The sequence below is a fragment of the Desulfobulbus elongatus DSM 2908 genome (genome assembly GCF_000621145.1).
GTDB classification, from domain to species: Bacteria; Desulfobacterota; Desulfobulbia; order Desulfobulbales; family Desulfobulbaceae; genus Desulfobulbus; species Desulfobulbus elongatus.
In genome coordinates, this window is the sequence record NZ_JHZB01000025.1 from 1 (window position 1) to 22,008 (window position 22,008).

Annotated in this window: 29 protein-coding genes and 1 riboswitch; all 29 genes read left to right on the plus strand. The window is 64.5% G+C overall.

Annotated features, from left to right (window positions below; translation table 11 throughout):
• Positions 1 to 65: 65 nt before the first annotated feature.
• From Q362_RS23635 to Q362_RS0112510, 29 genes are read left to right on the plus strand one after another with little or no spacing between them, the layout of a single operon-like run.
• Positions 66 to 569, plus strand: coding sequence for a hypothetical protein (locus Q362_RS23635; protein WP_157470086.1), 504 nt, complete (start codon positions 66 to 68; stop codon positions 567 to 569).
• Positions 569 to 784 (plus strand): TraR/DksA C4-type zinc finger protein, encoded by a 216-nt coding sequence (locus Q362_RS0112375; RefSeq protein ID WP_157470088.1) that lies wholly within the window; start codon positions 569 to 571, stop codon positions 782 to 784. Before Q362_RS23635 ends, Q362_RS0112375 begins: the two co-directional genes overlap by 1 nt.
• Positions 781 to 1,152 (plus strand): hypothetical protein, encoded by a 372-nt coding sequence (locus Q362_RS0112380; RefSeq protein WP_028318951.1) that lies wholly within the window; start codon positions 781 to 783, stop codon positions 1,150 to 1,152. The genes Q362_RS0112375 and Q362_RS0112380 overlap by 4 nt, the downstream gene beginning before the upstream one ends.
• Positions 1,153 to 1,155: 3 nt before the next feature.
• Positions 1,156 to 1,404, plus strand: a complete 249-nt coding sequence (locus Q362_RS0112385; RefSeq protein WP_028318952.1) for a hypothetical protein — start codon at positions 1,156 to 1,158, stop codon at positions 1,402 to 1,404.
• Positions 1,404 to 1,901 (plus strand): DUF1804 family protein, encoded by a 498-nt coding sequence (locus tag Q362_RS24275; RefSeq protein WP_028318953.1) that lies wholly within the window; start codon positions 1,404 to 1,406, stop codon positions 1,899 to 1,901. The genes Q362_RS0112385 and Q362_RS24275 overlap by 1 nt, the downstream gene beginning before the upstream one ends.
• Complete coding sequence (gene terL, locus Q362_RS20470) at positions 1,898 to 3,589, plus strand: phage terminase large subunit (protein WP_084312664.1); 1,692 nt, start codon at positions 1,898 to 1,900, stop codon at positions 3,587 to 3,589. The genes Q362_RS24275 and terL overlap by 4 nt, the downstream gene beginning before the upstream one ends.
• Positions 3,586 to 5,010 (plus strand): hypothetical protein, encoded by a 1,425-nt coding sequence (locus tag Q362_RS20475; protein WP_157470090.1) that lies wholly within the window; start codon positions 3,586 to 3,588, stop codon positions 5,008 to 5,010. The genes terL and Q362_RS20475 overlap by 4 nt, the downstream gene beginning before the upstream one ends.
• Positions 4,991 to 5,965 (plus strand): structural protein, encoded by a 975-nt coding sequence (locus Q362_RS0112405; protein WP_028318954.1) that lies wholly within the window; start codon positions 4,991 to 4,993, stop codon positions 5,963 to 5,965. The genes Q362_RS20475 and Q362_RS0112405 overlap by 20 nt, the downstream gene beginning before the upstream one ends.
• 47 nt (positions 5,966 to 6,012) lie before the next feature.
• Positions 6,013 to 6,330: a hypothetical protein gene (locus Q362_RS0112410; protein WP_028318955.1), complete on the plus strand. Its 318-nt coding sequence runs from the start codon at positions 6,013 to 6,015 to the stop codon at positions 6,328 to 6,330.
• A complete protein-coding gene (locus Q362_RS0112415; protein WP_028318956.1) occupies positions 6,327 to 8,447 on the plus strand; it encodes a phage major capsid protein in 2,121 nt (706 codons plus the stop codon). Before Q362_RS0112410 ends, Q362_RS0112415 begins: the two co-directional genes overlap by 4 nt.
• Positions 8,448 to 8,501: 54 nt before the next feature.
• Complete coding sequence (locus tag Q362_RS0112420) at positions 8,502 to 8,981, plus strand: hypothetical protein (protein WP_028318957.1); 480 nt, start codon at positions 8,502 to 8,504, stop codon at positions 8,979 to 8,981.
• On the plus strand, positions 8,981 to 9,622 hold the full coding sequence (locus Q362_RS0112425) for a hypothetical protein (protein WP_028318958.1): 642 nt from the start codon (positions 8,981 to 8,983) through the stop codon (positions 9,620 to 9,622). Before Q362_RS0112420 ends, Q362_RS0112425 begins: the two co-directional genes overlap by 1 nt.
• An 11-nt stretch (positions 9,623 to 9,633) precedes the next feature.
• Positions 9,634 to 10,131 carry a hypothetical protein gene (locus Q362_RS0112430; RefSeq protein ID WP_028318959.1) on the plus strand — a complete coding sequence of 166 codons (498 nt, stop codon included), beginning with the start codon at positions 9,634 to 9,636 and terminating at the stop codon, positions 10,129 to 10,131.
• A complete protein-coding gene (locus Q362_RS0112435) occupies positions 10,128 to 10,691 on the plus strand; it encodes a hypothetical protein (protein ID WP_028318960.1) in 564 nt (187 codons plus the stop codon). The genes Q362_RS0112430 and Q362_RS0112435 overlap by 4 nt, the downstream gene beginning before the upstream one ends.
• A 2-nt stretch (positions 10,692 to 10,693) precedes the next feature.
• Positions 10,694 to 10,981 carry a hypothetical protein gene (locus Q362_RS0112440; RefSeq protein WP_028318961.1) on the plus strand — a complete coding sequence of 96 codons (288 nt, stop codon included), beginning with the start codon at positions 10,694 to 10,696 and terminating at the stop codon, positions 10,979 to 10,981.
• The gene (locus Q362_RS20480) at positions 10,978 to 11,163 is read left to right on the plus strand and encodes a hypothetical protein (RefSeq protein WP_035216622.1); all 186 of its coding nucleotides are present in this window, start codon (positions 10,978 to 10,980) and stop codon (positions 11,161 to 11,163) included. Before Q362_RS0112440 ends, Q362_RS20480 begins: the two co-directional genes overlap by 4 nt.
• A complete protein-coding gene (locus Q362_RS0112450; RefSeq protein WP_028318962.1) occupies positions 11,163 to 12,587 on the plus strand; it encodes a phage tail sheath subtilisin-like domain-containing protein in 1,425 nt (474 codons plus the stop codon). The genes Q362_RS20480 and Q362_RS0112450 overlap by 1 nt, the downstream gene beginning before the upstream one ends.
• Positions 12,588 to 12,617: 30 nt before the next feature.
• Complete coding sequence (locus Q362_RS0112455; protein WP_028318963.1) at positions 12,618 to 12,977, plus strand: hypothetical protein; 360 nt, start codon at positions 12,618 to 12,620, stop codon at positions 12,975 to 12,977.
• Positions 12,974 to 13,333 carry a hypothetical protein gene (locus tag Q362_RS0112460; RefSeq protein WP_028318964.1) on the plus strand — a complete coding sequence of 120 codons (360 nt, stop codon included), beginning with the start codon at positions 12,974 to 12,976 and terminating at the stop codon, positions 13,331 to 13,333. The genes Q362_RS0112455 and Q362_RS0112460 overlap by 4 nt, the downstream gene beginning before the upstream one ends.
• Positions 13,302 to 13,466 (plus strand): hypothetical protein, encoded by a 165-nt coding sequence (locus Q362_RS23640; protein ID WP_157470094.1) that lies wholly within the window; start codon positions 13,302 to 13,304, stop codon positions 13,464 to 13,466. The genes Q362_RS0112460 and Q362_RS23640 overlap by 32 nt, the downstream gene beginning before the upstream one ends.
• A complete protein-coding gene (locus tag Q362_RS22295; RefSeq protein WP_051554247.1) occupies positions 13,459 to 15,336 on the plus strand; it encodes a phage tail tape measure protein in 1,878 nt (625 codons plus the stop codon). Before Q362_RS23640 ends, Q362_RS22295 begins: the two co-directional genes overlap by 8 nt.
• Complete coding sequence (locus tag Q362_RS0112475; protein ID WP_028318965.1) at positions 15,336 to 16,628, plus strand: DNA circularization N-terminal domain-containing protein; 1,293 nt, start codon at positions 15,336 to 15,338, stop codon at positions 16,626 to 16,628. The genes Q362_RS22295 and Q362_RS0112475 overlap by 1 nt, the downstream gene beginning before the upstream one ends.
• The gene (locus Q362_RS0112480; RefSeq protein ID WP_028318966.1) at positions 16,618 to 17,685 is read left to right on the plus strand and encodes a phage baseplate assembly protein; all 1,068 of its coding nucleotides are present in this window, start codon (positions 16,618 to 16,620) and stop codon (positions 17,683 to 17,685) included. The genes Q362_RS0112475 and Q362_RS0112480 overlap by 11 nt, the downstream gene beginning before the upstream one ends.
• Positions 17,682 to 18,170 carry a phage baseplate assembly protein domain-containing protein gene (locus Q362_RS0112485; protein WP_028318967.1) on the plus strand — a complete coding sequence of 163 codons (489 nt, stop codon included), beginning with the start codon at positions 17,682 to 17,684 and terminating at the stop codon, positions 18,168 to 18,170. The genes Q362_RS0112480 and Q362_RS0112485 overlap by 4 nt, the downstream gene beginning before the upstream one ends.
• Entirely contained in the window at positions 18,170 to 18,535 is a 366-nt protein-coding gene (locus tag Q362_RS0112490) for a phage GP46 family protein (RefSeq protein ID WP_028318968.1), read from the plus strand. The genes Q362_RS0112485 and Q362_RS0112490 overlap by 1 nt, the downstream gene beginning before the upstream one ends.
• Positions 18,535 to 19,302 carry a baseplate J/gp47 family protein gene (locus tag Q362_RS0112495; protein ID WP_028318969.1) on the plus strand — a complete coding sequence of 256 codons (768 nt, stop codon included), beginning with the start codon at positions 18,535 to 18,537 and terminating at the stop codon, positions 19,300 to 19,302. The genes Q362_RS0112490 and Q362_RS0112495 overlap by 1 nt, the downstream gene beginning before the upstream one ends.
• Positions 19,292 to 19,852 carry a putative phage tail protein gene (locus tag Q362_RS20490; protein ID WP_051554249.1) on the plus strand — a complete coding sequence of 187 codons (561 nt, stop codon included), beginning with the start codon at positions 19,292 to 19,294 and terminating at the stop codon, positions 19,850 to 19,852. The genes Q362_RS0112495 and Q362_RS20490 overlap by 11 nt, the downstream gene beginning before the upstream one ends.
• Positions 19,849 to 20,964 carry a glycine-rich domain-containing protein gene (locus Q362_RS22300; protein ID WP_157470096.1) on the plus strand — a complete coding sequence of 372 codons (1,116 nt, stop codon included), beginning with the start codon at positions 19,849 to 19,851 and terminating at the stop codon, positions 20,962 to 20,964. Before Q362_RS20490 ends, Q362_RS22300 begins: the two co-directional genes overlap by 4 nt.
• A gap of 12 nt (positions 20,965 to 20,976) precedes the next feature.
• Positions 20,977 to 21,546: a hypothetical protein gene (locus tag Q362_RS0112510; protein WP_157470098.1), complete on the plus strand. Its 570-nt coding sequence runs from the start codon at positions 20,977 to 20,979 to the stop codon at positions 21,544 to 21,546.
• Positions 21,547 to 21,866: 320 nt separating this feature from the next.
• A riboswitch (cobalamin riboswitch) is annotated at positions 21,867 to 21,994 on the plus strand.
• Positions 21,995 to 22,008 lie beyond the last annotated feature (14 nt).

A 22,008-nucleotide genomic window follows, 5' to 3' on the forward strand; every position in this document is an offset into this window, starting at 1 on the left:
GTGGCCTGGTTGCAGGCCCTGCACACTATCTGGCGCTGGAAGCGCCGCAAACGTGAGGAAACACAATGACCGACCAAGGCAAGACGTATTGCAAACTGGGGGTGTTGATCGTCGGCGCGATGCTCGCCCTGACCGTGTCGTTTTTCGGGTGCCAACCCAACAGCGGGCAGTCGACTTTGGGCAACGGCCAGATCGACGCGGTCGAGGCGGCCACCATCCGGGTGGCGGTCGGCCTGGCCATGGCGGCAAAACCGGAAACCATTGCCCCTGCCTATGCCGTATCCACTGCGTTGCTGGCCATTCTGGCCGACGAATCCGGAGCGGTGGCGTCGGTTGCCATGATCAGGGACGCGGTCGCCGGAGAGACGGCGAAGCTCGATCTCGATCCGGTCACGGCGGCATCGTTTACCGACCTGGTCGGCTTGATCGAAGCGCGGATCGCCGAGCAACTGGCCGCCGCCGACATTCCGTCGTCGGGCCGGATGGTGGTGATCCGGGAGGTTATCCGCATCGTCCAGGAAGCCGCCGCTGCCCGCCTGCCCCTTGTAGGGACGAAGCTGGCGGCCTGATGGACGAGGCCGACATCGCCTGCGGCAACCAGGAATGCCTGAACAGAAGGGCGCTCGCCGAAGCGCTGGCGGCCATGCCCCAGGGCGAGGCGGCGAGGGAATGCGAGGATTGCGGCGAGGAGATTCCCGAGGACAGGCGGCGGGCGGCGCCGGGATGCACCCGGCGCATCCGCTGTCAACAGGCGTTTGAACGCCAACGGAAGGAGAGGGGATGAGCCCGAACGAGGCGGCAAGCATCGCGGCCATGGTCGCGATTATCAAGGAGATCGGCACCTGGCCGGCGATCGTCGTGCTGGCCATGTTCCTGCTCGCGCCCTGGCTGGTGATGCTGTGGGTGTCCAGGGGCGTGGAGAAGCGGCATGCGCAGGCCGTGAAAATGTACGAGGACAACGTGATTCTCGTACAGCAGCATGCGACGCTGGCCAAGGATTACGCGCGGTCGGTGGACCGGTGGGAGAAGATCACCGAGACGGTGCTGTCGGTGGTCAGTCTCAACACCCAGGCGCAGACCCGGTTGGTCGAGACCATCCGGAACAACGAGTTCTGCCCCGAACTCCGGCACCAGAAGCCGGTCAGGAGCTGACGAATGAATATGGAGCGCGCCGCCATGCGCGGCCGCCTGGCCGAGGCGGAACAGAAGCGGCAACGGCTGGAGCTGCTGATCGAGGGCTACTGCACATCGATCCGCGCCGGCCTCAACACGGCCCTCGCGCCACCGGCCGACCTGGAAATCCCGCAACTGGGGGCGACCTGGGAAGCCCTGGAAAATGCCTGGGGCGAACTGCAGGTGGCGATCGGCGAGATCGAGCGGCTTCGGCGGGGACTCGCGGACTGATGGCCGTCAAGGGCGACAAGGCGCGGCTGTACGACGTGGCCTTCCGCATGTATGCCGCCGACGGCAAGAGCCTGACCGAGATCGAGCAGGCCCTGGGCGTCAGCCGGCAGACGCTGTCGCAATGGAAGGCGGATACCCGCCGGCCGAGCGACAACCTGGACGAGTGGGACCGCGCCCGGGAACAGAAGCGGAGCAACGTGCAGCGGCTGCGCGCCCTGTTCGACCGCGAGCTGAACGCCCTGGAGGCGTCGGTGGCCGGCAGCCTGACCGCGGTGCAACTGGACGCGGTGACCAAGCTGGGCTCGCTGGTCCTTCGGGCCGAGCAGCACGAGGCGGCGGCCGCGCTCAAGGCCGAGGCGATGCGCGGAACGCTGTTTCTCGATTTCGTTCGAGACATGATCGTCTTTGCGGGCAAGCACGATCCGGCGCTGTTGCAGGCGCTGGAAGATAATTTTGACGACATGATCGCCTGGGGTCAGGAGAAATACGCGGCATGACTACGGCAGCGCGACAGAAGCGGTTCGACCGCGAGGTGGAATCGATCCGACAGACGATCCAGGCGGCAGCCAAGCCGTTCGCCGAGGACAAGCGGGCGCAGCGCGCCCGCAAGCAGCGCGCCGCCACCGACCTGGAGTTTTTCTGCCGTACCTATTTTCCGCATTACTTCAGCAAGCCGTCCAGCCGGCTGCACAGGTATTTCGCCGAGAGATACCCGGCCATGATTGAGCATTCGATCGCCACCGGCGAGGGGGACAAGGAGGCGGACGCGGCCCCGCGCGGCAACGCCAAGTCGACCTGGACCACCTTCGGCCTGGTGCTGTGGTGCGCGGCCTTTCGCAAGCGGTTCTACCCGATGATCGTTTCCGAGACCGGGCCGCAGGCACAGAGCTTTTTGTCCTTCATCAAGCTGGAGATCGAGAGCAACGAGCGGTTGGCCCAGGATTTTCCCGAGCTGGCCGGAGAGGGTCCGGTCTGGCGGTCGGAGTATGTCATCACCCGCAACGGCATCAAAATCCATGCCGCCGGCGCCGGCCAGAAGCTGCGCGGGTTCCGTCACGGCAGCAAGCGCCCGGACCTGGTGATCTGCGACGACCTGGAAAACGACGAGTCGGTGGAATCGCCCGACCAGCGCAAGAAGCTGGAAGCCTGGTTCTTCAAGGCCCTGATGAAGATCGGCAACAAAACCACGGTGTACATCCTCATCGGCACGGTGCTCCACGCCGAATCTCTCCTGCAGCGGCTGCTGGAGCGGCCCGGCTGGAAAGGACAAAAGTTCAAGGCGGTGATGCGCTGGGCGGACAACAGAATGCTCTGGGACGCCTGGGAAGCCATCTTCGCCGACATCTCGCGGGGCAAGGACGCGGCCGAGCAGGCGGCGGACGCCTTCTTCGCCGCCCACCGCGAGGCCATGCTGGCCGGGGCTGAAGTGCTTTGGCCCGAGGAGGAGGACTACTACTACCTGATGAAAATGCGGTTTACGGACGGGCCGGCATACTTCGACAGCGAGAAGCAGAACGAACCGCTCAACCCGGAAGACCAGGTGTTTTTGGAGGAATGGTTTCAGGACTGGGACGACGATGTCGACCTGGAGGGGCTGCCTCATGCCGGCGCCTGCGATCCGTCCCTGGGCAAGAAGAACAAGCGCAACGATCCGTCCGCGATCCTGGGGGGCCGCATGAAGGAGAAAGTCCTGTACCTCGACATCGCCGACATCGACAAGCGCCAGCCGGACCGGATCATGGCCGACATCATCATGTATCACGAGCGCGACCCGTTCGACAAATTCCGCATGGAGACGGTGCAGTTCCAGGAGTTCTTTGCCCGCACCTTCGAGATGCGCGCCCACGAAGAGGGCAAGACCATCAATATCGACGAACACATGCCGAACACGGACAAGGATCTGCGCATCATCAGGCTGCAACCCTGGATCAAGAACGGTTGGATCAGGTTCAGATCCGAGCATCGGGAGCTGAAGCGGCAACTGGTCTATTACCGGCCCAAGGGCCGGGGCGGCCACGACGACGGCCCCGACTGCCTGGAGATGCTGCTCGGCCTGTGCGAGGAGGGCTTGCACGGCGCGGCCGTGGCCGAGGTTCCGGCCGGTGACCGGGCCGACAACTACCATGCTCCGCGTGGCGGCCGCCTGTTCGGCGTCCTGCTGGGCGCCCTGCGGAGGGCCGTGTGATGGGCTGGGGCAAGCGATTCATAGGCAGGTTGTTCGCCGCCGAGATCGAGCGGCAGGTCGGCGAGCGGCTGCCGGCCGCGGTCGGGCAGGAACTGTCGATGATCGGCTGGCGCAAGCTGACCGGTGCACCGACCCGCGAACTGCCGATGATGGACCAGAACAGGGCCATCGAGGTGGCGTACTGGCTGTGGAAGACCAATCCCCTGGCCAAGTGGATCATCGAGGTGACCACCGCCTTCGTGGCGGCCAAGGGCATGCCGGTAAGTTGCAGGAACCTGGAGGTCGGGCAGGTGCTGCGCGATTTCTGGGACGATCCGGTCAACCGCCTCGACATCCACTGGGAGAATTTTGTGCGAGAACTGGGCATCTACGGCGAACAGTGCTGGCCAGCCTTCGTGGCCGAGCAGACCGGCAGGGTGCGCCTGGCCTACGTCGATCCGGCATGGATTCAGGAGGTGTTCGCCGATCCGGAGAACGTCAAGATCAAGATCGGCCTGACCGTGGGCAGCCCGGACGGCGGCGGCCACCCCAAGCGGTACCGCATCGTGCTCAACGAGGAGAACCAGCGGTTCCTGTCGCCAGCGGCCGAGGCGCTGCGCGAGACCTTCGGCGACGGCGAATGCTTCTTCTTCACCGTCAATGCCCTGACCAACGAGATGCGCGGCACCTCGGACCTGTTCACCGTGGCCGACCATCTCGACCACTACGAGCAGTTCATCTTCGACCACGGTGAGAAGTGGGCGAGGTTCAACGCCTTTTTCTGGGACGTGACCGTCCAGGGCGCCGACAAGAAGAATCTGGAGGCGGAGCGCGCTGCCTATACACCGCCCCGCAGCGGCTCGGCCTTCATCCACAACGAGAAGGTCAAGGCCCAGGCGGTCTCGCCGGATATGAAGCCGGACGACTCCCAGTCCGCCGGCAGGATACTGCGCAACCATGTGCTGGGCGCCTCCGGCCTGCCCGAGCACTGGTACGGCGGCGGCGGCGACATCAACCGGGCCACGGCCGCGGAAATGGACGGCCCGGCCAAGAAGATCATCGCCAACCGGCAGGAGAAGATCAAGAACATGCTGGAGATGATCTTCGATTACGTGCTGTGGCACGCGGCCGACTCGCGATACCTGAATGTGCCCGATGACGAGCTGTACGCATACGAGGTGCAGACGCCCGAGGTCGACGAGAAGGACGTGGCCAAGCTGAGCACCATGCTCCAGCAGGTGAGCGCCGCCTTGACCGCGGCCGAGACCCAGGGCTGGATCGACAAAGCCGAGGCGGCCAAGGCGTTTGCTTATTTTCTGGCCTTCATTGGCTACGAGTATGACCCAGAAGCAACCGATCTCGCGCCCGAGTATGCCGATTACCGCGGCAAGGGCCGGTCGGACAGGGACAATGGAGATAACGATGGCCTCGGTCAGCGCTGAGATCCTCCGCCTGCTCAAGGCCAAGGACCGGAAAATCGTTTCCGGCGAGGAGGCGCTGCGCGGCCTGATGGCCGACGTCCGCCGCCAGGTGCTCGACCAATTGCGCCGGGCGACCGGCGGCAGCTACACCGCCCTGCTGCTCAAACAGCAGTTGACCGACATCGAGCGCTACCTGAGCGCATTCGAGTCGGCGGCCGGCCTGGAGATGTCCTCGCTGCTCGACGCGGCCTGGGACATGGGCGGGGGCCTGGTGCCCGCCGCGGTCCGCGCCGGCGGCATGCATGTGGCCTTCGCCCATATTCCGGGCACGGTGCTGCAGGTGCTCAAGGACTACAGCTTCCATAAGATATCCGGCTTGGCCGCCGACGCCTTCACCCGCATCCGGGGCGTGCTGTCCCTGGGCATTCTCGGCCAGCAGACCCCGCACGAAGTCGTGCAGGCCATCGCCGGCAACCTGGTCAGCCCGGGCGTGTTCAACTCGCTGGAGGACCGGGCCGAGGTGATCGCCGGCGTGGAGATGGGCCGGGCCTACTCGACGGCCACCCAGGAGTCCATGCGCACCGCGTCCGGATCGGTGTCCGGCCTCAAGAAGCAGTGGTGGCACGCGGGCCATCCCAAGCGGCCGCGGCTGAACCACCTCAACCTGCACGGCCAGGTACGGCCGGTGAACGAGCCGTTCACCATCGGTTCCCTGGCCATGATGTATCCGCGCGACCCGAACGCGCCGGCCAGCGAGGTGATCCGCTGCGGCTGCGACCATGTGCCCTACCACGAGGAGTGGGGCATAGACGAGGCGCTGCCGATCTTCAACGAATGCGGCGAGGAAATCGCCCGGCGCGGCGAACGGAAGGCATCCGACCCGATCCTGACCGGGAAATTCGATGTGGGCCGCATCGGCAGCGCGGCGTCCGGATGCGCCCATGACGCCGGGTGTGTGTGTTATAAACGGTTATAACAGCCCTGACGGCCGCAAAAAGGGCCGGGCAGGCAAAGGAGGAATCAATGGAACAGTATCTGGCAGGATTGACCTTGCGCACCAGCGAGCGGCTGGAGGGGGAGAACGGGCGGCGATGGGTACCGGTCGAACGGCCGCTGACGCCCGCCGACGTGCTGGCCGTATCCGACCTCGGCGACACCGTGGTGATCGTGGCCGCCGATGGCCGCAAGCATGTGATAGCCAAGGCGACGGCGCCACCGGACGACCCGGATGCGGGCGGCGGACAGGGCGGGGACAACCCCGGCCCGGCCGAAGAGCGCGCACCGGAGCAAACGGCTGCCGATCCGGCCGGCGGCAAGAAGACCGGAGGCAAGGCAAAATGACGACGGTCATCGAGCGACTCCAGGCGGCGGTGACCGACATGGGGCAGGACGACCTGCTCCAAGCGGCCTCGATCCTGCTGGCCGCCGACGGCGATCCCGACGACGCGGACTACGGCTACAAGTGGCGGGTGCGGGTGGTGGAATACGGCCTGGGCCGGGACGGGCGGGTCAACTGGCCGCGCGGCCCGCTCCAGGCGGCCCTGCCCCTCTACGACGGGGCCAAGGTCTTTGCCCTGCAGGACCAGCAGCACCAGAGCCCGGGCAAGCCGTTCGGCAAGTCGGTGCGGGAGATCGTCGGCTGGCTGGCCAATCCGGCCGATACCGGCGACGGCATCGAGGCCGACTTTTACGTGCTTAAGTCCGCGCGGTGGCTGCGCGACAATCTCGTCGACAGCCACCGGCGCGGCAACCCGAACCTGTTCGGCCTGAGCCACGACGTTGCGGCGCGCTCCCGACAGGTTCGGGTTGGCGACAAGGTGGTCAAGGAACCGGTGGAGATACTCGGCGTCGAGGTCGACGTGGTGTACGCGCCGACCAACAACGGCAGATTTCTGCGCATGATGGCCGCGAGCGGCCAGGAGGAAAGCATGAAATACAAGGAAAAATTGCTGGCCGCGTTGAAGGCGGCCAAACCCCAGGTGTATGCCACCGTCGACGTGGAAACCGTGACCGAGGACGAACTGATCGGCCTGCTGGCCGCTGTCGAGCAGCCGGAGGACAAGGGTGCCCGCGACGCCGGCATAGAGGCCCGCATCCATGCGGCCATGGCCGCCCTCGGCGAGCCGGTGCAGCAGCAGTTGCGCGATCTGAAAATCGCCCGGCTCGACCTGGAACTGGACCGGCAGTTGGCCGCGAGCAAGCTGCCCGAGGATGCGCAGGCCAGCCTGCGCGGCCGGTTCGGCGGCACGGAATGGGACGCCGAGCAACTGACCGCCGCGGTCAGGGAGATGAAGGAGATCCTCGACAAGGCATCCGGATCGGGGCTGCCTTCCGGCGCGGGCGGTGCCCGGGTGGTGCTCGATTCTGTGGAGAAGATCCAGGCCGGGTTCGACAAACTGTTCCGCGTACAGACCGCCGATTCCGTGGCCGCCATTCCGGCGTTCGCCTCGATCCGAGCCGCCTACGTCGAGCTGACCGGCGACACCGAGGTGCGTGGCTATTATGAGAATGGCCAGCCGCCGGCGCGGCTGCACGCCGCCTACACCTCTGCCACCTTCGCCTATGCGCTGGGCAACACCCTGTACCGGCGCATGATGCAGGACTACCGTGAGCAATCCGACTTCGGCGTCGGCCGGCTGGTGGGAGCGCATATCCGCAACGCCCGCGACTTCCGCGCCCTGGAGTCGGTCAATATCGGCTACTACGGCGACCTGCCCGACATCGATCCTGAGGATAATGACTACACGGATCTGGGCGTGGTGAGCGACGAGGAGATTTCCTACGCCCTCAACCAGAAAGGCGGCATTATCACCATCACCCGCAAAATGATCGTCAACGACGACATGCGGGTGGTCGAGCGGATCATCTCCCGCCTGCCGCGCGCGGCGCGGCGCACCCTGGCCAAGCGGTGCTGGAACAAGTTCATCGCCAATGCCACCTACAAGGGCGACAGCAAGGCGGTGTTCCACGATGATCACGGCAACCTCGGCTCGGCGGCCTACAGCATCGCCGCCGCCCTGGCGGCCAAGACGGCCATGGCCCAGCAGACCGAGCCCGAGAGCGGCGAGCGGCTGATGCTGCGGCCGGTGACCGTGGCCTATCCGTCCGAACTGTACAACATCGTCAAGAACGTCAACGCATTCCAGCCGCAGGCGGTGAGCGTGGACAACGGCAACTCCATGGCCGGTTTCTTCCAGTCCGAGGGCCTGGTCGAGTGCCCGTTCATGACCGACGCCAACGACTGGATGATGTTCGCCGACCCGGCCGAGGTGGAGATACTGGAGCTGGCGTTCCTCAACGGCCAGCAGGAACCGGAGATGTTCGTGGCCGACCAGCCCGGCGTGGGCCAGATGTTCGTAGCCGACAAGATCCAGTACAAAATCCGCCACGAGTACGAGTGCGAGATCATGGATTACCGCGGCTGCTACAAGGCGGTCGTGGCTCCGCCCCAGGGATAATCACTCCCTGATCAACGAAACTTTGAACGCATGCGGAAGCATGAGGAGAGAAGCATGAATCGTCTGACCCTGATTTGCACAAAGGCCCCCTTTCTGGCCGTCGTGGCGCTGGCCGTCCTGCTGACGGCCCTGACGCCGGCTCTGGCGGCCACCAACACGCCGAACCCGAGCCCGGCCAGCCCCGGCTACATGGTGCTGCCGCTGCCGTTTTCGCGGACCGTGTCCTCGGCGTCGACCGTGACGATGGCGCGGATCGCGCTGCCCTTCCCGGCCACGGTGGTCTCGGTGACCGCCAGCGCCGAGACCATCGACCTGGCCAATGAGGACGAGACCTACACGGTCGACGTCAAGGAGGAGACCACCTCCATCCTGGACGATCCCATCGGCCTGGCCGCGGCGGACACGGTCTACCAGGGGGTGCTGGTCGACACCGCCCTGGCCGACGAGGCGGTGCTGACCGTCGAGCTGACCGCGGCCGGCACCACGCCGTCCATCACCGACGTGACCGTGCTATTGGTGCTCAAGAGGCTGTAATGGCGCTGATCGACCTGATCAAGGCCAGGGTCAAGGACGACTCCGGTCGCCTCACCGACCAGGCCGATTACCTGCCGGCGGTGGATGCCGCCCTGGAACAGTACGGCCAGGACCGGCCCCGGCGCATGGTGGCGGACCTGGCCGGCTCAGGCACGGCGGACATCGACCTGCCCGTGGACTGGGAGCCCGAACTGTCGCGGATGGTGGCGGTGGAGTGGCCGGTCGGCCTGGTGCCGGCCGCCATGCTGGCCCCCTGCGAGTGGGAGATATACCAGGCGCCCGGCGGCGAGGTGCTGCGGCTGCGCACCGCGAGCGTGCCGGGCGTGGATGATCCGGTACGGATCACCTATACCCTGCCCCGGACCGAGCAGCAGATCGCGCGCGGCGACATCGACGCGGTGGCTAACCTCGGGGCCTCGATGTGCTGCGAAACCCTGGCAAGCCTGTTCGCGCAGACCTCGGACCCGCTGATCGGAGCGGACGTGGTCAACTACCGCACCAAGTCGGCCGAGTTCGCGGCCCGGGCGAAACGGTTCCGGCAACTGTACCACGATCATTTCAACCTGGGCGACGACGGCGGCCCGGCGGCGGCCATGGTCACGGCCCAGCCGCCCCCGTGGCGAGGCCGGCTGACGCATTGAGGGGTAAGGCCATGATCGATTGCAGAATCACGACCAAGGGCGCGGCGCTCACCGGCGATCCGGCCGCCATCGTGCGCAGGAACATGCGGGCGGCCATGCACGAGGCGGTGCAGTTCGGCGTGCGCGCGGTCAAGGGCCGCACGCCCCAGGGCGTGATGGGCGCCCAGGGCGGCCTGCTGGCCTCCATCCAGGGCGAGGTGCGGGCACCGGGCGGCGACATACTGGGCATCGTCGGCACCCCCAGCATCTACGGCCCGGTGGTGGAGGCAGGGCGCAAGCCCGGCGGCAAGCTGCCGCCCAAGGGCACCATGGTGCGGTGGATCGAGGTCAAGATGGGCTTGAGCACCGAGGAAGCCAAGGGCGTCGAATACCCGGTGCGCCGGGCCATCGCCCGCAAGGGCACGGCGGGCGCGCACATGTTCGCGGAAACGCTGGACCAGGATGCGGCCGTGTTCGAGCGCATTTTCACCCGGCATGGCCTGAATATGATCAGGGAGCTGTCACGATGAGCGACCAGGCGCTCAGGGCGGCGATACGGTCCCGGCTGCTGGCGCTGGGGGCCGGGATCGGCAAGGTGCACGATTACGGGCGATGGGCCAACACCCCGGCCGATTTCAAAACGCTGTTCCAGGATGCGAACAGCAAGAAGATTTTCGGGTGGGAGATCAGCAGGATCGGGCTGAAGGTGAGCCAGGGCCGCACTATGCACACCCGGCGGGTGGCGCACCGGTACATGATCACCGGGTATTACGGCCTGGACGACGCCGCCGGCACCGAAAAGACGGTGGGCGCCCTGGTCGACCAGATCGTGGTGCAACTGGCCTCGGTCCGACTGCCGGGCACGGTCAACGACCTCATGCCCGCGGTCAATATCGAAACGAGGATGTTCGGGGGCCTGCTCTGCCACGTGGCCGAGATCGTGCTGCCCGAGGTAACCGAGATCCTCGACCTGAACGAACAGCCGGCGGACGAATACCTGGAGGCGGTGGGCCTGGAATACTATCTGACGCCCGGCGACGACCAGCCCGACGCGATCGACCTGGTCACGCTCAGTCCAGAGGGAGAATAACGATGGTGGGCGATGATATGGGAATACATGTGTTAGTAGCGTCCTGGGTGTCAATGAAGCCTTATTGGCTATGGGTTGTGTACGTTTGCATTCTTTTCAGTATTACGGTGGCGGCGGCAATCATTGGCATCGTGTGCGCGATAATTCAAACGGCCATCGATGAGGCTTACGAATGGGGAGGCATGCTGAAGGATGTGATCTGCCATATTGGCCATGCCAAGTATCTCAACGTTCGGCGGCGACAAGAATGGAAGAGCAGGACATTCCTCAACGAAAGGAGGGAATCATGAAGGTACAGGCGGCCAAGGGGCTGAAATGTCCGATGGAGGACGACCCCAGGCGATACATCACCGACGAGAAACCGGTCGCGGTGCCGGCCACGGCGTACTACCGCCGCCTGGTGGCCGACGGGTCCCTCGTTGAGATCAACGCGGCCGCGGGCAAAGCGGCCACCACCAAGGGAGCAGAGTGATGGCGTCGAAGAACATCAGCTTTGACAGCATTCCGGCGTCGATCCGCAAGCCGGGCAAGTATTTCGAGTTCAATTACAAGCTGGCGGTGCGGACCCTGCCGGCCAACGAGCAGCGGGTGCTGATCGTCGGCCAGCGGCTGGAAGCCGGATCGGTGGCGGCCCTGGTGCCGACCACGGTCTTTTCCGACGCCCAAGCCGCTGCCTGGTTCGGCACCGGCAGCATGGCACACCTGATGTGCCGGGCGGCGATCACGGCCAACGCCTACCTCGACCTGACCGTGGTGGCGCTGGACGACGGCGCCGGCGCGACGGCCACGGGCACGGTGACCATCGCCAACGCGGCGTCGTCCGCCGGCACGCTCAAGCTGTACGTCGGCGACCGGGCGATCGAGATCGCGATCGCATCGGCCCAGACCGCCGTCGACGTGGCCGCGGCCCTGAAGGCCGAGATCGACACCTACGGCGACCTGCCGGTCACCGCCACGGTGGCCGAGGCCGTGGTGACGCTCACGGCCAGGAACAAGGGAACGGTGGGCAACCAGATCGGCCTGGCCTACGAGCTGACCGCCGGCGCCACCACGGTGACGCTCTCCGGCGCCAGGCTCTCCGGCGGCACCCTCGATCCGGATATCGAGGACGCACTGGCCGTGGTCTTCGCCGAGCAGTATCACGTGGTGATCACGCCGTACAACGACCAGACCGCGCTGACCGCGCTGCGCACCCACCTGGACGTCGTTTCCGGCCCTTTGGAACAGCGCGCCGCCATCGGCGTGTACGGCTACGACGGCGCCCTGGCCGGCGCCACCACCCTGGCCGGGCAGATCAACTCGGGCCGGATCACCGGCGCCTATCTGCGCGGCACCCGCTCGCCGGCCTGGGAGCTGGCCGCGGCCTACGGGGCGGTGATCGCATTTGAGGAAGACCCGGCCCGGCCGCTCAACACCCTGGCCCTGACCGGCATCCATGCCCCGGTCATCGACCAGCGGCTGTCGCGCACCGAGCAGGAAAATTGCCTGCGCAACGGCGTGACACCCCTGGAGGTCGGCCCGGGCGAAGTGGTGCAGATCGTGCGGGCCATCACCACCTACACCCTCGACCCACAGGGGATCGCCGATATCGCCCTGCTCGACCTGACCACGATCCGCACCCTGGATTACACGCGCAAGGCGTGCCGGGAGCGGATCAGCCTGCGATTCCCGAGGGAGAAGCTGAGCAGCCGCACGCCGGACCGGGTCCGCGCAGAGCTGCTCGACGTGCTATTTAAGATGGAGGATCTGGAATTCTTGGAGGAGGTCGCGGCGAACAAGGACGGCCTGATCGTCGAGCGCGACCTCCAGGACCCGAACCGGCTCAACGCCAAGATTCCTGTTGACGTGGTCAACGGCTTGCACGTGTTCGCCGGCCGCATCGACCTGTATCTGTAACCAGGGCTGGACCCGCAAAGGAGGCAAGCCATGTCCGAGTATGTGACCAGGGTGCTGCTCGAGGTGAACGGGCAGAATATCGAGGATTTTTCCTCGGTGACCGAAGGCGAGTACGAAACCGCCAAGCCGATCAAGCTGATGAACGCCACCGGCTTCGGCGCGACCACGCCGCGCTACCAGGTGGAGGTGGACTACGTGGTGCCGTCCGACAAGCCGGAATTCGATTTCACGGCGGTGAAAAACGGCACCCTGACCATCGACAAGATGAACGGCGTGCGTGTGACCTACACCGGCGTGTACTGCCTCAAGGTCGGCCAGACCAAGTACGAGCAGGAATCCGAGGGCACCACCCGGACCATCACCCTTGGAGCGCGGGGGATGACGCAATGAGCATCGTGAAAACCGGAACCCTGCCCAAGGGGATAGAGATCGACGGAAGGGTGTATCGGGACTACGAGCTGCACGAGCAGATCGTGGCGCATGAGGTCGAGGTCATGGAGTCGGAGGACGCCGACCGGGCGGCAAAAAGCGCCCCCTATTTCAACGTGTGCATCATGGCTAGGCGGATCCGGATGATCGGCCTCGATCGATCGGTCACCCCGGCCGAGATCATGGTTATGTCCGTGGGCGATTTCAACCACCTGAGCTGTGCCGACAAGGAGGTGGCCGCCCAGCGGGCCACGTTTCGAGAGGAAGGCGCGGGCGGCGCGGCAGATGGAGCTGATGCTCCGCAAGCTGGGGTTTAGCGGCGGCGAGATCGCCGCCATGCCGGTCGGCGAGGCGCGGGGCTGGCTGGAAGCGCAGGCCGAACTGATGCGGCCGCCGGGTAAGAGACGGAAAAAATTCAGGGTGTTGCAACAGGACAAAAACAATGGCTGAGCGGATGCAGATCTATGTGGAGATGCTGGGACGATCCGGCAATCTCCGCACCGAACTGAACACCGCCAAGGGCGCAGTGCGATCCTGGGGCAACGCGGTCCGCAGCGAGTTCACCGCCTTGCGCAACCTGGGCGGATCGGTCCAGGGGAAATTGGCAGCACTGGGTATCGGCTTTTCCGCAGTCAAAATCATAGGCGACTCGGCCCGGCTGGACAAGAGCCTGACCCGGACCAAACAGACCGCCTCGGCCACCGCCGGCGAGATGGCCCTGCTGCGCCACGAACTGTTCACCATGGCGAAGCTGACCGGTCAACCGCTGGAAGAGCTGCGGGCCGCTTTCGACGCCCTGGTTCAATCCGGTCTGGACTACAAGTCAGCACTGGAAACAATCCGCGGCGTTAACATCGGCTCGGCGGTCACCGGGGCGAAATCCGAGGTGTTGAGTGGAGGGTTGACCGTCGGCGCCACGGCGTTCAATTATGATTTGTCAAAACCAGGGCTTGCTCTCGACTTGCTCGACAAGATGACTGTGGCCGGGCGGCAGGGCAATGCCGAACTAGAGAACTTGTCCGACATTTTTGCCCGCGTCGGTGTCAACGCGGCCAGCGCGGGCATGGGCTTCGAGCAGGCCCTCGCTTTTATTGAAGGGCTGTCTCTCATCGAGCGAAACCCTGAACGTCTGGCCACCTTGGCCGACAGCACTCTGCGGCTGTTCACAAACCAGAAGTATATGAAGACCGCACAGAAGGCCACGGGCGTGCGGTTTTTCGACCGGAATGGAGAACGGCGCGACGCCATGGCCATCATCGCCGACATCAAAAAACAGTATGATCGGCTGACCACAGACGCGCAGCGCGCCAACTTCATTCAGAAGGCATTCGGCGGCGCCGATCTGGATACCCAGAAAGGCATGCGCACTTTCCTACAGGGCGATGCTCTCGACAAGGTCGGCCAATTCACCCGTGAACTTGGCAACGCCGGCGGCACCCTCGTCCGCGATCTGGACGAGGCCACGGGCAACATGGTCGACCAGGTCGGCATGCTCAAAAACGATTTGAGGGAGGCGGCGGACGGTTTCGTCAAGCCGATGAACGCCACTCTGGCCGAATGGATCAAGTGGGCGCGGCGGTCCAAGGAAGACGGAGGCGCGGGCCTATCCGGCGAGGACATGATCAAGTACGGCGCCGGCGGCGGTCTCGGTCTACTGCTGCTCGGCCGCTACGGCGGCATGGCCGCCAAGCGACTGTTCAGCGGGCCGGCCGGTCTGGCCGCCGGCGTGGTCCAGGGCAAGGCGTTCGAGCACATGGCCGGTGTCACGCCGGTGTTCGTAGTCAATATGCGGGGGTCAGGGCTCGGCGAGAAGGTCGGCGGTCTTTCCGTGGGCACCGGCGCGGCGGGAGCGGGAGCGGCCGCATCTTCGATTGGAGCCCCCATTCTGTTGGCCGGGGCTGCCGGAGCCGGGGTTGTCGGCACGGCTCTGTATGGTATGTGGGATTCAGTTGCGCTGACCGTCAGACAATTGTCGGGGAGCGCACTGTCGGAGGCGGAACAGCAGCGGCTTCTCAACTACGCGGTCCTGCCGGAGGCCAGCGTGGCCGAGGCGGGCATGCATCAGGGTGCCGAGCGCCTGGCCGACATCGGCGGCAGCCTGGCCGGCGTCGACGGCGCCGCCGAAATGTGGATGCAGAACATGGTGGCCGAGATGGTCCGCGCTGAGCGGGAACAGGTGATTGAAAACAAGATCAACATGAACATCGCCATCGATCAGAACGGCCGCGTGGTCACCAGCACAAGCGACCCGAACACCCAGGCCACGGTCAACACCTCCCGCCGGGGCACCTTCGGCGAAACCGGGGAGGCTCCGCGCTGATGCCCGACCTCTACCCAGCCAGCATCGACGGCATCGATCTCGAAATCGAGACGGTCGGCGACGAGTTCAGCAAGGCCATCGTCAAGCACGAGTATCCGCATCGGGACGGTGCCCTCCTGGAGGACATGGGCCAGCACGCCCGCACCTGCCGGATCAAGTGCCATTTCTGGGACGACGGCGGCGGCCATGCCACCTACGACGCCCACCAGGATCTGCTGGCCCATCTGGAAAGCAGGGAGATTGTCGAGCTGGTGCATCCCCAGCACGGCCCGCTGCGCGGCGGCATCGAATCCGTGTCCGTGCAGCACGACGATACCGACCGGCACGCCGAGATCGAGATCGTCTTCGTCCACGGCCAGATCGAGGACACCGACGACACGGCCCACGAGGACGTGGAGGGCGCCGTCGAGTCGGCCTACATGGACAGCATCGAAGAGCAGAAGACCGAGTTCGGCGAGGACATGCTGGCCGCCATCGGCCCGGAGGCCAACGCCATCATCGGCACGGTGCTTGATCCGGCCATGGGCATCGTCGAACAATTCAACTGGGTGTCGGGCATGGCCCGTCAATACCTGCAAGGGGTGGAGTCGTTCGTCGGCCTGCTGGAGGGCACGCTCAACCAAGTGACCAACCCGGCCAACTCCCTGATATCGATCATCAGCTACGGATCGGACCTGCCCGGGCGGGTGATCGGCGCCCTGGCCAGATGCACGGAACGCTATTCCGAGTCGATCGGCGGCAAGGATGCCGATCCGTCGCGGTATGTCGGCTCGCTGATCGCCTGGTCCGACAACCTGACGGCCGAATCGGGCGATTTCTCCAAGACGGCCAGGATCGGCACGGCCAGCCAGGTGGCCGTGCATACGGCCTACTGCTACAAGGCGGACGAGGAATTGCGCCGGGTCCGGCGTCGCTCCGAGGTCCGGCCGGCCTTCGATGCGAAGGGCAAATACACGCCGCCGGCATATACGGCCGCGGACCAGCTCATGACCGAACGGGAACTGGAAAACACCCTGGCCGAGGTGCGGGTGCGTATCCAGGCGGCGGTCGGCCTGGCCCGGCAGGCCACCAGCTTGAAGCGGTCGGCCCTGCTGCTGATGCAGCACGTCGGCGAGGTGAAGATCGAGCGCGACAAACTGGCCACGGTGACAATCGACAATCCGCTGCCCCTGCACTTGATCTGCCTGCACCACGGCCTGTCCTACCGGGCCGCCGAGCGGCTGCTGGACGTCAACAGCGCAATCCGCAACCCCAACGAGGTGAGCGGCGAGGTGACCATCTATGCCGAGTGACGAGGTGAGACTCGAGGTGGCCGGCCGGCGGATCGAGCGGTTCGTCTCCTACGAGATCGGCGCCGACATCTACGTGGCCGACGACGCCTTTTCCCTGGAGGTGGCCAGACCGGAGATCACCATCGAACCTGGTCAGAAATGTGAGCTGTATGTCAACGGCGAGCTGGAATTGACCGGCATCGTCGACCGATGTTCGCGGCGGTTCGACAAGAACGGTTTGACCTACCGGATCGAGGGGCGAGACCTCATGGCGCTCCTCGTGGATTCCTACTGCGAGGAGTTCAAGTCGGTACAGGGCAAAAAACTCTCGGAGCTGGCTGAAATGCTGCTGGCCACGGTGCCGTTCATCAACCGCAAGACCATCGAGTATCAGGAGGACGTGGTCGGCAAACTCAAGGGCAAGAAAAAGACCGTGGACGATCCCCTGGTCGGCTACATGGACACCCCACAAAAGATCAGCCAGATCGAGCCGGGCATGACCGTGTTCGAGGTGCTTAAGAACTATGCCGCCAGCCGCGGACTGATGTTCTGGGCCAAGCCGGACGGCACCTTCGTGTTCGGACGGCCCAAGGTCGAGGGTGAGGCGGTGTACGAGCTGGCCAACCTCCTGAGCGGCCGGGGCAACAACATCATCGATGGCGAGGAAATCGACGACATCAGCCAGCGGTATTCCAAAGTGGTGGTGATCGGCCAACAGCAGGGCAGCGACGACCTGGAGGACGCAGCCGCCGTCAACACCCGCGCCGAGGCCGTTGACGAGACCTTTCCTTTTTACAAGCCCTACGTGACCACGGACAACAACGACGCCCAGAGTCCGGCGCTGCACGCCCGTTTCATCATGGAGCAACAGCGCCACGAGGGCTATCAGTTGATGTACACGGTGCAGGGACACAGCCAGCGCGGCCGGAACTGGCAGATCAACGAGCTGTGCGGGGTGCGCGACGAGGATCTCGGCGTGGACGAGGTATTGCTGGTCTATGCCCGGACCTTTTCCCGGTCGAAGACCGGCGGCACCACCACCAAGCTGCGGCTGGGCAAGCCGGGGGTGGTGGTGTGATCCGCGCCCGCATCGCCGCTATCGCCGAGGGCGCGATCAAGATGTTCAGCGCCGCCGGCAGGGCCGGCGAGAGCTTCGCCGGACGCGAATATTTCCAGCACTACGGCTTCACATCGCGGCCGCTGGCCGGCGCCGAAGGCGTCCTGATCAAGGAGGGCAACCACATCGTCATGGTGGCCAGCGACGACCGGCGGTACCGCATCGCCGTGGCCGATGGCGAGGTGGCTATTTACACCGACGAGGGCGATCATGTGCACCTCAAGCGGGGGCGGGTGGTGGAGATCGAAACCGAGACCCTGTTGATCAGGGCCGGCACCAAGGTCCGGATCGAAACGCCGCAGCTCGAAGCCACCGGCGAGATTGTTGACCGCTGCGACGCCGATGGCCGGAGCATGGAAGAGATGCGGACCATTTATACCAGCCACACACACACAAACACGCAGCCGGGCAGCGGCAACAGCGGCACGCCCAACCAGGGGATGTAATGGACTACGCCATAACCATCGCACAGGGCTCCCTGGCCGGGGCCATGACTTGGGACGAGTGCGGCGACCTGGCCAACAATGTGTATCTGAGCCTGGCGGTGGAAAAAGGCAGTTGGTTTCACAATCCCGATTTCGGTCTGCGGAGGCGTGAACGGATGAAAAATACCGAACAAAATGCGGCCCTGATCCGCCACGATTACCTGGAGGCGTTGCAGTGGCTGCTCGACACCGGCAAAGCCAAGGAAGTGCGGGTGAACGTGCGGCGCGACCGCGCCATTGACTTGGGCCGGCTGCTGATCGATGTCGAGGTGCGACAAACAAACGATCGCGCGGTGGCGTTCACGTTTTTCCAGGAGGTGGCCTGATGGCCTACGAAAAGGGATTCGACGAGATTCTCAACGACATCCTGACCGATTTCCAGAACACGTTCCCCGGCGTCGACGTGTCGCAGGGTTCGTTGGCTCGCATGAAGGCCACCGGGTATGCCTCGGCGCTGTGGGGCCTCTATAAATATATGGAATGGATCGGCCGGCAGGCATTCCCGGACACCGCCGACACGGCGGCACTGGAACACCACGGCTGGGTCAGGGGCGTGCCCAGGACCGCCGGCGAGACCGATGCGGCATACCTCGCCAGGCTGCTCAACTATTTGAGGCGGCCTCCGGCCGGAGGCAACGCCAACGATTACGAGGTCTGGGCTAAAGAGATCGACGGGGTAGCACAGGCATACGCTATCCCTCTCGCCCAGGGCGGCGAATCGGTAGACGTCATCGTGATCGCCGATACCACCACCGGCTCCGAAATCCCTGGCCAAAACCTGCTGGACGATGTGGCGGCACATATTGCCGAGGTGCGGCCGGTGGGCGCCCGTTTCGTGCGGGTGTTGGCTCCGGAAATAATCGAGCAGGACGTCATCATGACCGGGGTCGGCGTTGGACTGGCTGATATAGTTGCTGGCGAGATATCGGCGTATCTGTCTTCTTTTATTCCCGGCGCGGTTCTCTACTTGCCGCAGCTCGATGCGATCGCCGTGGGTAAGGGAGTTCCCAATCCCGTACTCACTCTCCCGGCGGCAGCTGTGACGCCCTCCAGTAATGAGATGATCCGCCCCGGAGTGATCGATGTCTCTTAGAGCCACGCTGCAATACCTGATGCCGATCGAATTGGGAGGCAACCATCAGCTCGATCTGTCACACGATGCCCGCATGCTCGATGCAGCGATGAAAACGGGCGAATCACTCTTGTCTGAGATGTTCGCCGATAGCGCGGCTATACTTCTGACCACCTGGGAGAGGGTGTACGGCCTGACAGCCGCGGCAGGTTTCGAGGAGCCCTTGCAAATGCGCCGCGACAGAGTCACCAAGACAATTCGGGCGAGGGGTGGGCTTTCAATCCCCTATTTCATCAACCTGGCGGCAGGGATGGGCTATGCCATCTCCATAGAAGAGCCGATTCCCTCTATGACGGGATGGTTGTGCGCCGGCGGGGAACTCATGAGCGGGGAAGTTCTATGGCAATGGGGAGCCAATGTGGGCGGCATGAACATATATTCTTTTCGGGCAGGGAACTCTAGCGTTGGGGAAAGGTTGTCGTGGTGGCCCGGATACGCCGAACTTGAAGCTGTTTTTGCCGAGCTGCGGCCAGCCCACACTTTTGTGTATTTCAACTACGAGGAGGAATGATGCAACGGATAGAAAGCGAATCCGGGCAGTTCAGTGGCGGCAATCCGGCCACGAACACCAAGGGCACGGTGGTCACGGCCGAATGGCTCAACACTATTCAAGAGGAAATCGCGAACGTGGTAGAGAACACCGGGGCGGCCCTCGACGAGGAGGACGACAGCCAGCTCGCCAAGGCAATTCAATCCGGTGCTCTTCGGAGCGCCTCCGCTGGCGGCACTGCGGACGCCATCACCGCCAGCTTTACGCCGGCCATCGGCGCGCTGACCAACGGCATGCTGCTCCTGGTGCGGGCTGGCGCAGCCAATACCACTCCGACGCCTACATTCAGCCCCAACAGCGGGGCGATCACCGCAACAATCGTCAAGGGCAATAACCTGCCGCTTGTGGCTGGCGACATCGCCGGCGCTGGGCATTGGCTCGCGCTGCAATACGATAGCGTCCTGGACAAGTGGGTGTTGCTCAATCCGGCCAGTCCTATCACGGGGCATGGAGTCCAAAAGTTCACCTCCAACGGATCATTTACCCTGCCACCCGGCATCAACACAATATGGGTATCCGGTTGCGCCGGAGGGGGTGGAGGCGGTGCTGGTGGGTGCCGCCCGACCACGTCGCTTTTGGGGGGTGGGGGGAGCGGTGGAGGAGCCGGCCAATTTTGCATCAAGCAGCCGCTGTCTGTGGTTCCCGGAAGCGTAATCAATGTCACAATCGGGGGCGCCGGCGCCGGGGGTGTACCTGTGGCGGGCGAGGCCGGAAACAACGGCACCGCCGGCGGCAACACTAGCATCGGCGCATACATATCTCTAGCCGGTGGCGGAGGGGGTGTAGGCGGTGGTGGTGGGGCAGGCAGCGGTGGAGGGCGGGGGGTAGTGGGGTATCCGGTGGGTAACGATGGCTCAGATGGGCTGGGGGGCGGCACCGGCAACGGGGGCATGGGGGCATCGGGTCCTTTTGGCGGCGGTGGCGGTGGGGCTCGCTCGACCTCGGCGGCCTCGGCGGGCGGAACCTCCGGGCGGAATGCCGGTGGATATGGGGCTGGTGGTGGTGGCGGCAGCTCTGGCATTGATGGCGCAGGTGGGGCAGGATCTCCTGGATTAGTGATAATCGAATGGTGAGTGGTGATCATTATGGCAAAATATGCATATTACAACCCCCGAGATGGTCACATCATGCAATGGATCGATACAGATGTGCGATTGTACCACCTCCCTGCTGCGTCGTTGCTACACGAGTGCGACGACGATGAGTGGCAGATGCAGCATCAGGGCGAGATGATGGTTTCCGGCGGCGAGATCGTGCCGTATGTGGCACCGACGGTGCCGGCTGTCCCCTCGATGGACGCCGTGCAGCAGGAGCGCTCCCGCCGCCTTGCCGGCGGCTACGACTACGATTTCGGCGACGAGCGCGGCACGCACCGCATCGGCACTACGGATGCGGACATGGCTGGCTGGGATGAGGTCTCAAAAGCGGCGGCGGCTTATATCGCGGCCGGGGATCCGGACGCCGAGATCGGCATCGTCACAGATACCGGGCCGGTGATTGTCACCGCCGCCGAGTGGCAGCAGGTGTTGATTGCCGCACACCAGGCCCGTCAGCCCATCTGGATGGCCAGTTTCGCCCTCCAGGCCATGGACCCGATTCCGGCGGATTTCACTGATGATAGATGGTGGGATGCTGGAGGTGCCCAAGGCGCCTGATAACAAGGATGGGACTGGGGAGGGCAGCCACCCTCCCCGAACATACCGTGCGCCAACACGGAAGGTCAAGACAGAGGAGAGTCGAGCTAAGTTGCGCACAGAACTTTTGGTGAGGAATTTTTAACCCTCGCTCAAAATTTTTTTGATTATATCAAACGGTTTCCGGCGGTCAGTTATCGCAATTTTTCTGGTCGAGTTTTCTCGCGCCGCTCCAGGAACAGGCCCTGTCCCGGATCTCCGGTTGACACTTCCTGATTTTGTCGTACACTGGCGAACGCCGTGCCGGGACGCGCGGCGACAAAGCAGGCAGCTCTATAAACGGAACACGGTGCGAGTCCGTGACGGTCCCGCCGCTGTAACCGGAAGTTGAAGCCGCACGCCATCGGGCAGGCCACTGACCGCAACCGGTCGGGAAGGCGCGGCCGGTAGTCTCCGGAAGTCAGAAGACGTATAGAGCGGGTA

Excerpts from the sequence above, each read along its gene's own strand:
- Q362_RS23635 (WP_157470086.1), top strand. The coding sequence starts at position 66 with ATGACCGACCAAGGCAAGACGTATTGCAAACTGGGGGTGTTGATCGTC.
- Q362_RS0112375 (WP_157470088.1), top strand. The coding sequence starts at position 569 with ATGGACGAGGCCGACATCGCCTGCGGCAACCAGGAATGCCTGAACAGA.
- Q362_RS0112380 (WP_028318951.1), top strand. The coding sequence starts at position 781 with ATGAGCCCGAACGAGGCGGCAAGCATCGCGGCCATGGTCGCGATTATC.
- Q362_RS0112385 (WP_028318952.1), top strand. The coding sequence starts at position 1,156 with ATGAATATGGAGCGCGCCGCCATGCGCGGCCGCCTGGCCGAGGCGGAA.
- Q362_RS24275 (WP_028318953.1), top strand. The coding sequence starts at position 1,404 with ATGGCCGTCAAGGGCGACAAGGCGCGGCTGTACGACGTGGCCTTCCGC.
- terL (WP_084312664.1), top strand. The coding sequence starts at position 1,898 with ATGACTACGGCAGCGCGACAGAAGCGGTTCGACCGCGAGGTGGAATCG.
- Q362_RS0112405 (WP_028318954.1), top strand. The coding sequence starts at position 4,991 with ATGGCCTCGGTCAGCGCTGAGATCCTCCGCCTGCTCAAGGCCAAGGAC.
- Q362_RS0112410 (WP_028318955.1), top strand. The coding sequence starts at position 6,013 with ATGGAACAGTATCTGGCAGGATTGACCTTGCGCACCAGCGAGCGGCTG.
- Q362_RS0112415 (WP_028318956.1), top strand. The coding sequence starts at position 6,327 with ATGACGACGGTCATCGAGCGACTCCAGGCGGCGGTGACCGACATGGGG.
- Q362_RS0112420 (WP_028318957.1), top strand. The coding sequence starts at position 8,502 with ATGAATCGTCTGACCCTGATTTGCACAAAGGCCCCCTTTCTGGCCGTC.
- Q362_RS0112425 (WP_028318958.1), top strand. The coding sequence starts at position 8,981 with ATGGCGCTGATCGACCTGATCAAGGCCAGGGTCAAGGACGACTCCGGT.
- Q362_RS0112430 (WP_028318959.1), top strand. The coding sequence starts at position 9,634 with ATGATCGATTGCAGAATCACGACCAAGGGCGCGGCGCTCACCGGCGAT.
- Q362_RS0112435 (WP_028318960.1), top strand. The coding sequence starts at position 10,128 with ATGAGCGACCAGGCGCTCAGGGCGGCGATACGGTCCCGGCTGCTGGCG.
- Q362_RS0112440 (WP_028318961.1), top strand. The coding sequence starts at position 10,694 with ATGGTGGGCGATGATATGGGAATACATGTGTTAGTAGCGTCCTGGGTG.
- Q362_RS20480 (WP_035216622.1), top strand. The coding sequence starts at position 10,978 with ATGAAGGTACAGGCGGCCAAGGGGCTGAAATGTCCGATGGAGGACGAC.
- Q362_RS0112450 (WP_028318962.1), top strand. The coding sequence starts at position 11,163 with ATGGCGTCGAAGAACATCAGCTTTGACAGCATTCCGGCGTCGATCCGC.
- Q362_RS0112455 (WP_028318963.1), top strand. The coding sequence starts at position 12,618 with ATGTCCGAGTATGTGACCAGGGTGCTGCTCGAGGTGAACGGGCAGAAT.
- Q362_RS0112460 (WP_028318964.1), top strand. The coding sequence starts at position 12,974 with ATGAGCATCGTGAAAACCGGAACCCTGCCCAAGGGGATAGAGATCGAC.
- Q362_RS23640 (WP_157470094.1), top strand. The coding sequence starts at position 13,302 with ATGGAGCTGATGCTCCGCAAGCTGGGGTTTAGCGGCGGCGAGATCGCC.
- Q362_RS22295 (WP_051554247.1), top strand. The coding sequence starts at position 13,459 with ATGGCTGAGCGGATGCAGATCTATGTGGAGATGCTGGGACGATCCGGC.
- Q362_RS0112475 (WP_028318965.1), top strand. The coding sequence starts at position 15,336 with ATGCCCGACCTCTACCCAGCCAGCATCGACGGCATCGATCTCGAAATC.
- Q362_RS0112480 (WP_028318966.1), top strand. The coding sequence starts at position 16,618 with ATGCCGAGTGACGAGGTGAGACTCGAGGTGGCCGGCCGGCGGATCGAG.
- Q362_RS0112490 (WP_028318968.1), top strand. The coding sequence starts at position 18,170 with ATGGACTACGCCATAACCATCGCACAGGGCTCCCTGGCCGGGGCCATG.
- Q362_RS0112495 (WP_028318969.1), top strand. The coding sequence starts at position 18,535 with ATGGCCTACGAAAAGGGATTCGACGAGATTCTCAACGACATCCTGACC.
- Q362_RS20490 (WP_051554249.1), top strand. The coding sequence starts at position 19,292 with ATGTCTCTTAGAGCCACGCTGCAATACCTGATGCCGATCGAATTGGGA.
- Q362_RS22300 (WP_157470096.1), top strand. The coding sequence starts at position 19,849 with ATGATGCAACGGATAGAAAGCGAATCCGGGCAGTTCAGTGGCGGCAAT.
- Q362_RS0112510 (WP_157470098.1), top strand. The coding sequence starts at position 20,977 with ATGGCAAAATATGCATATTACAACCCCCGAGATGGTCACATCATGCAA.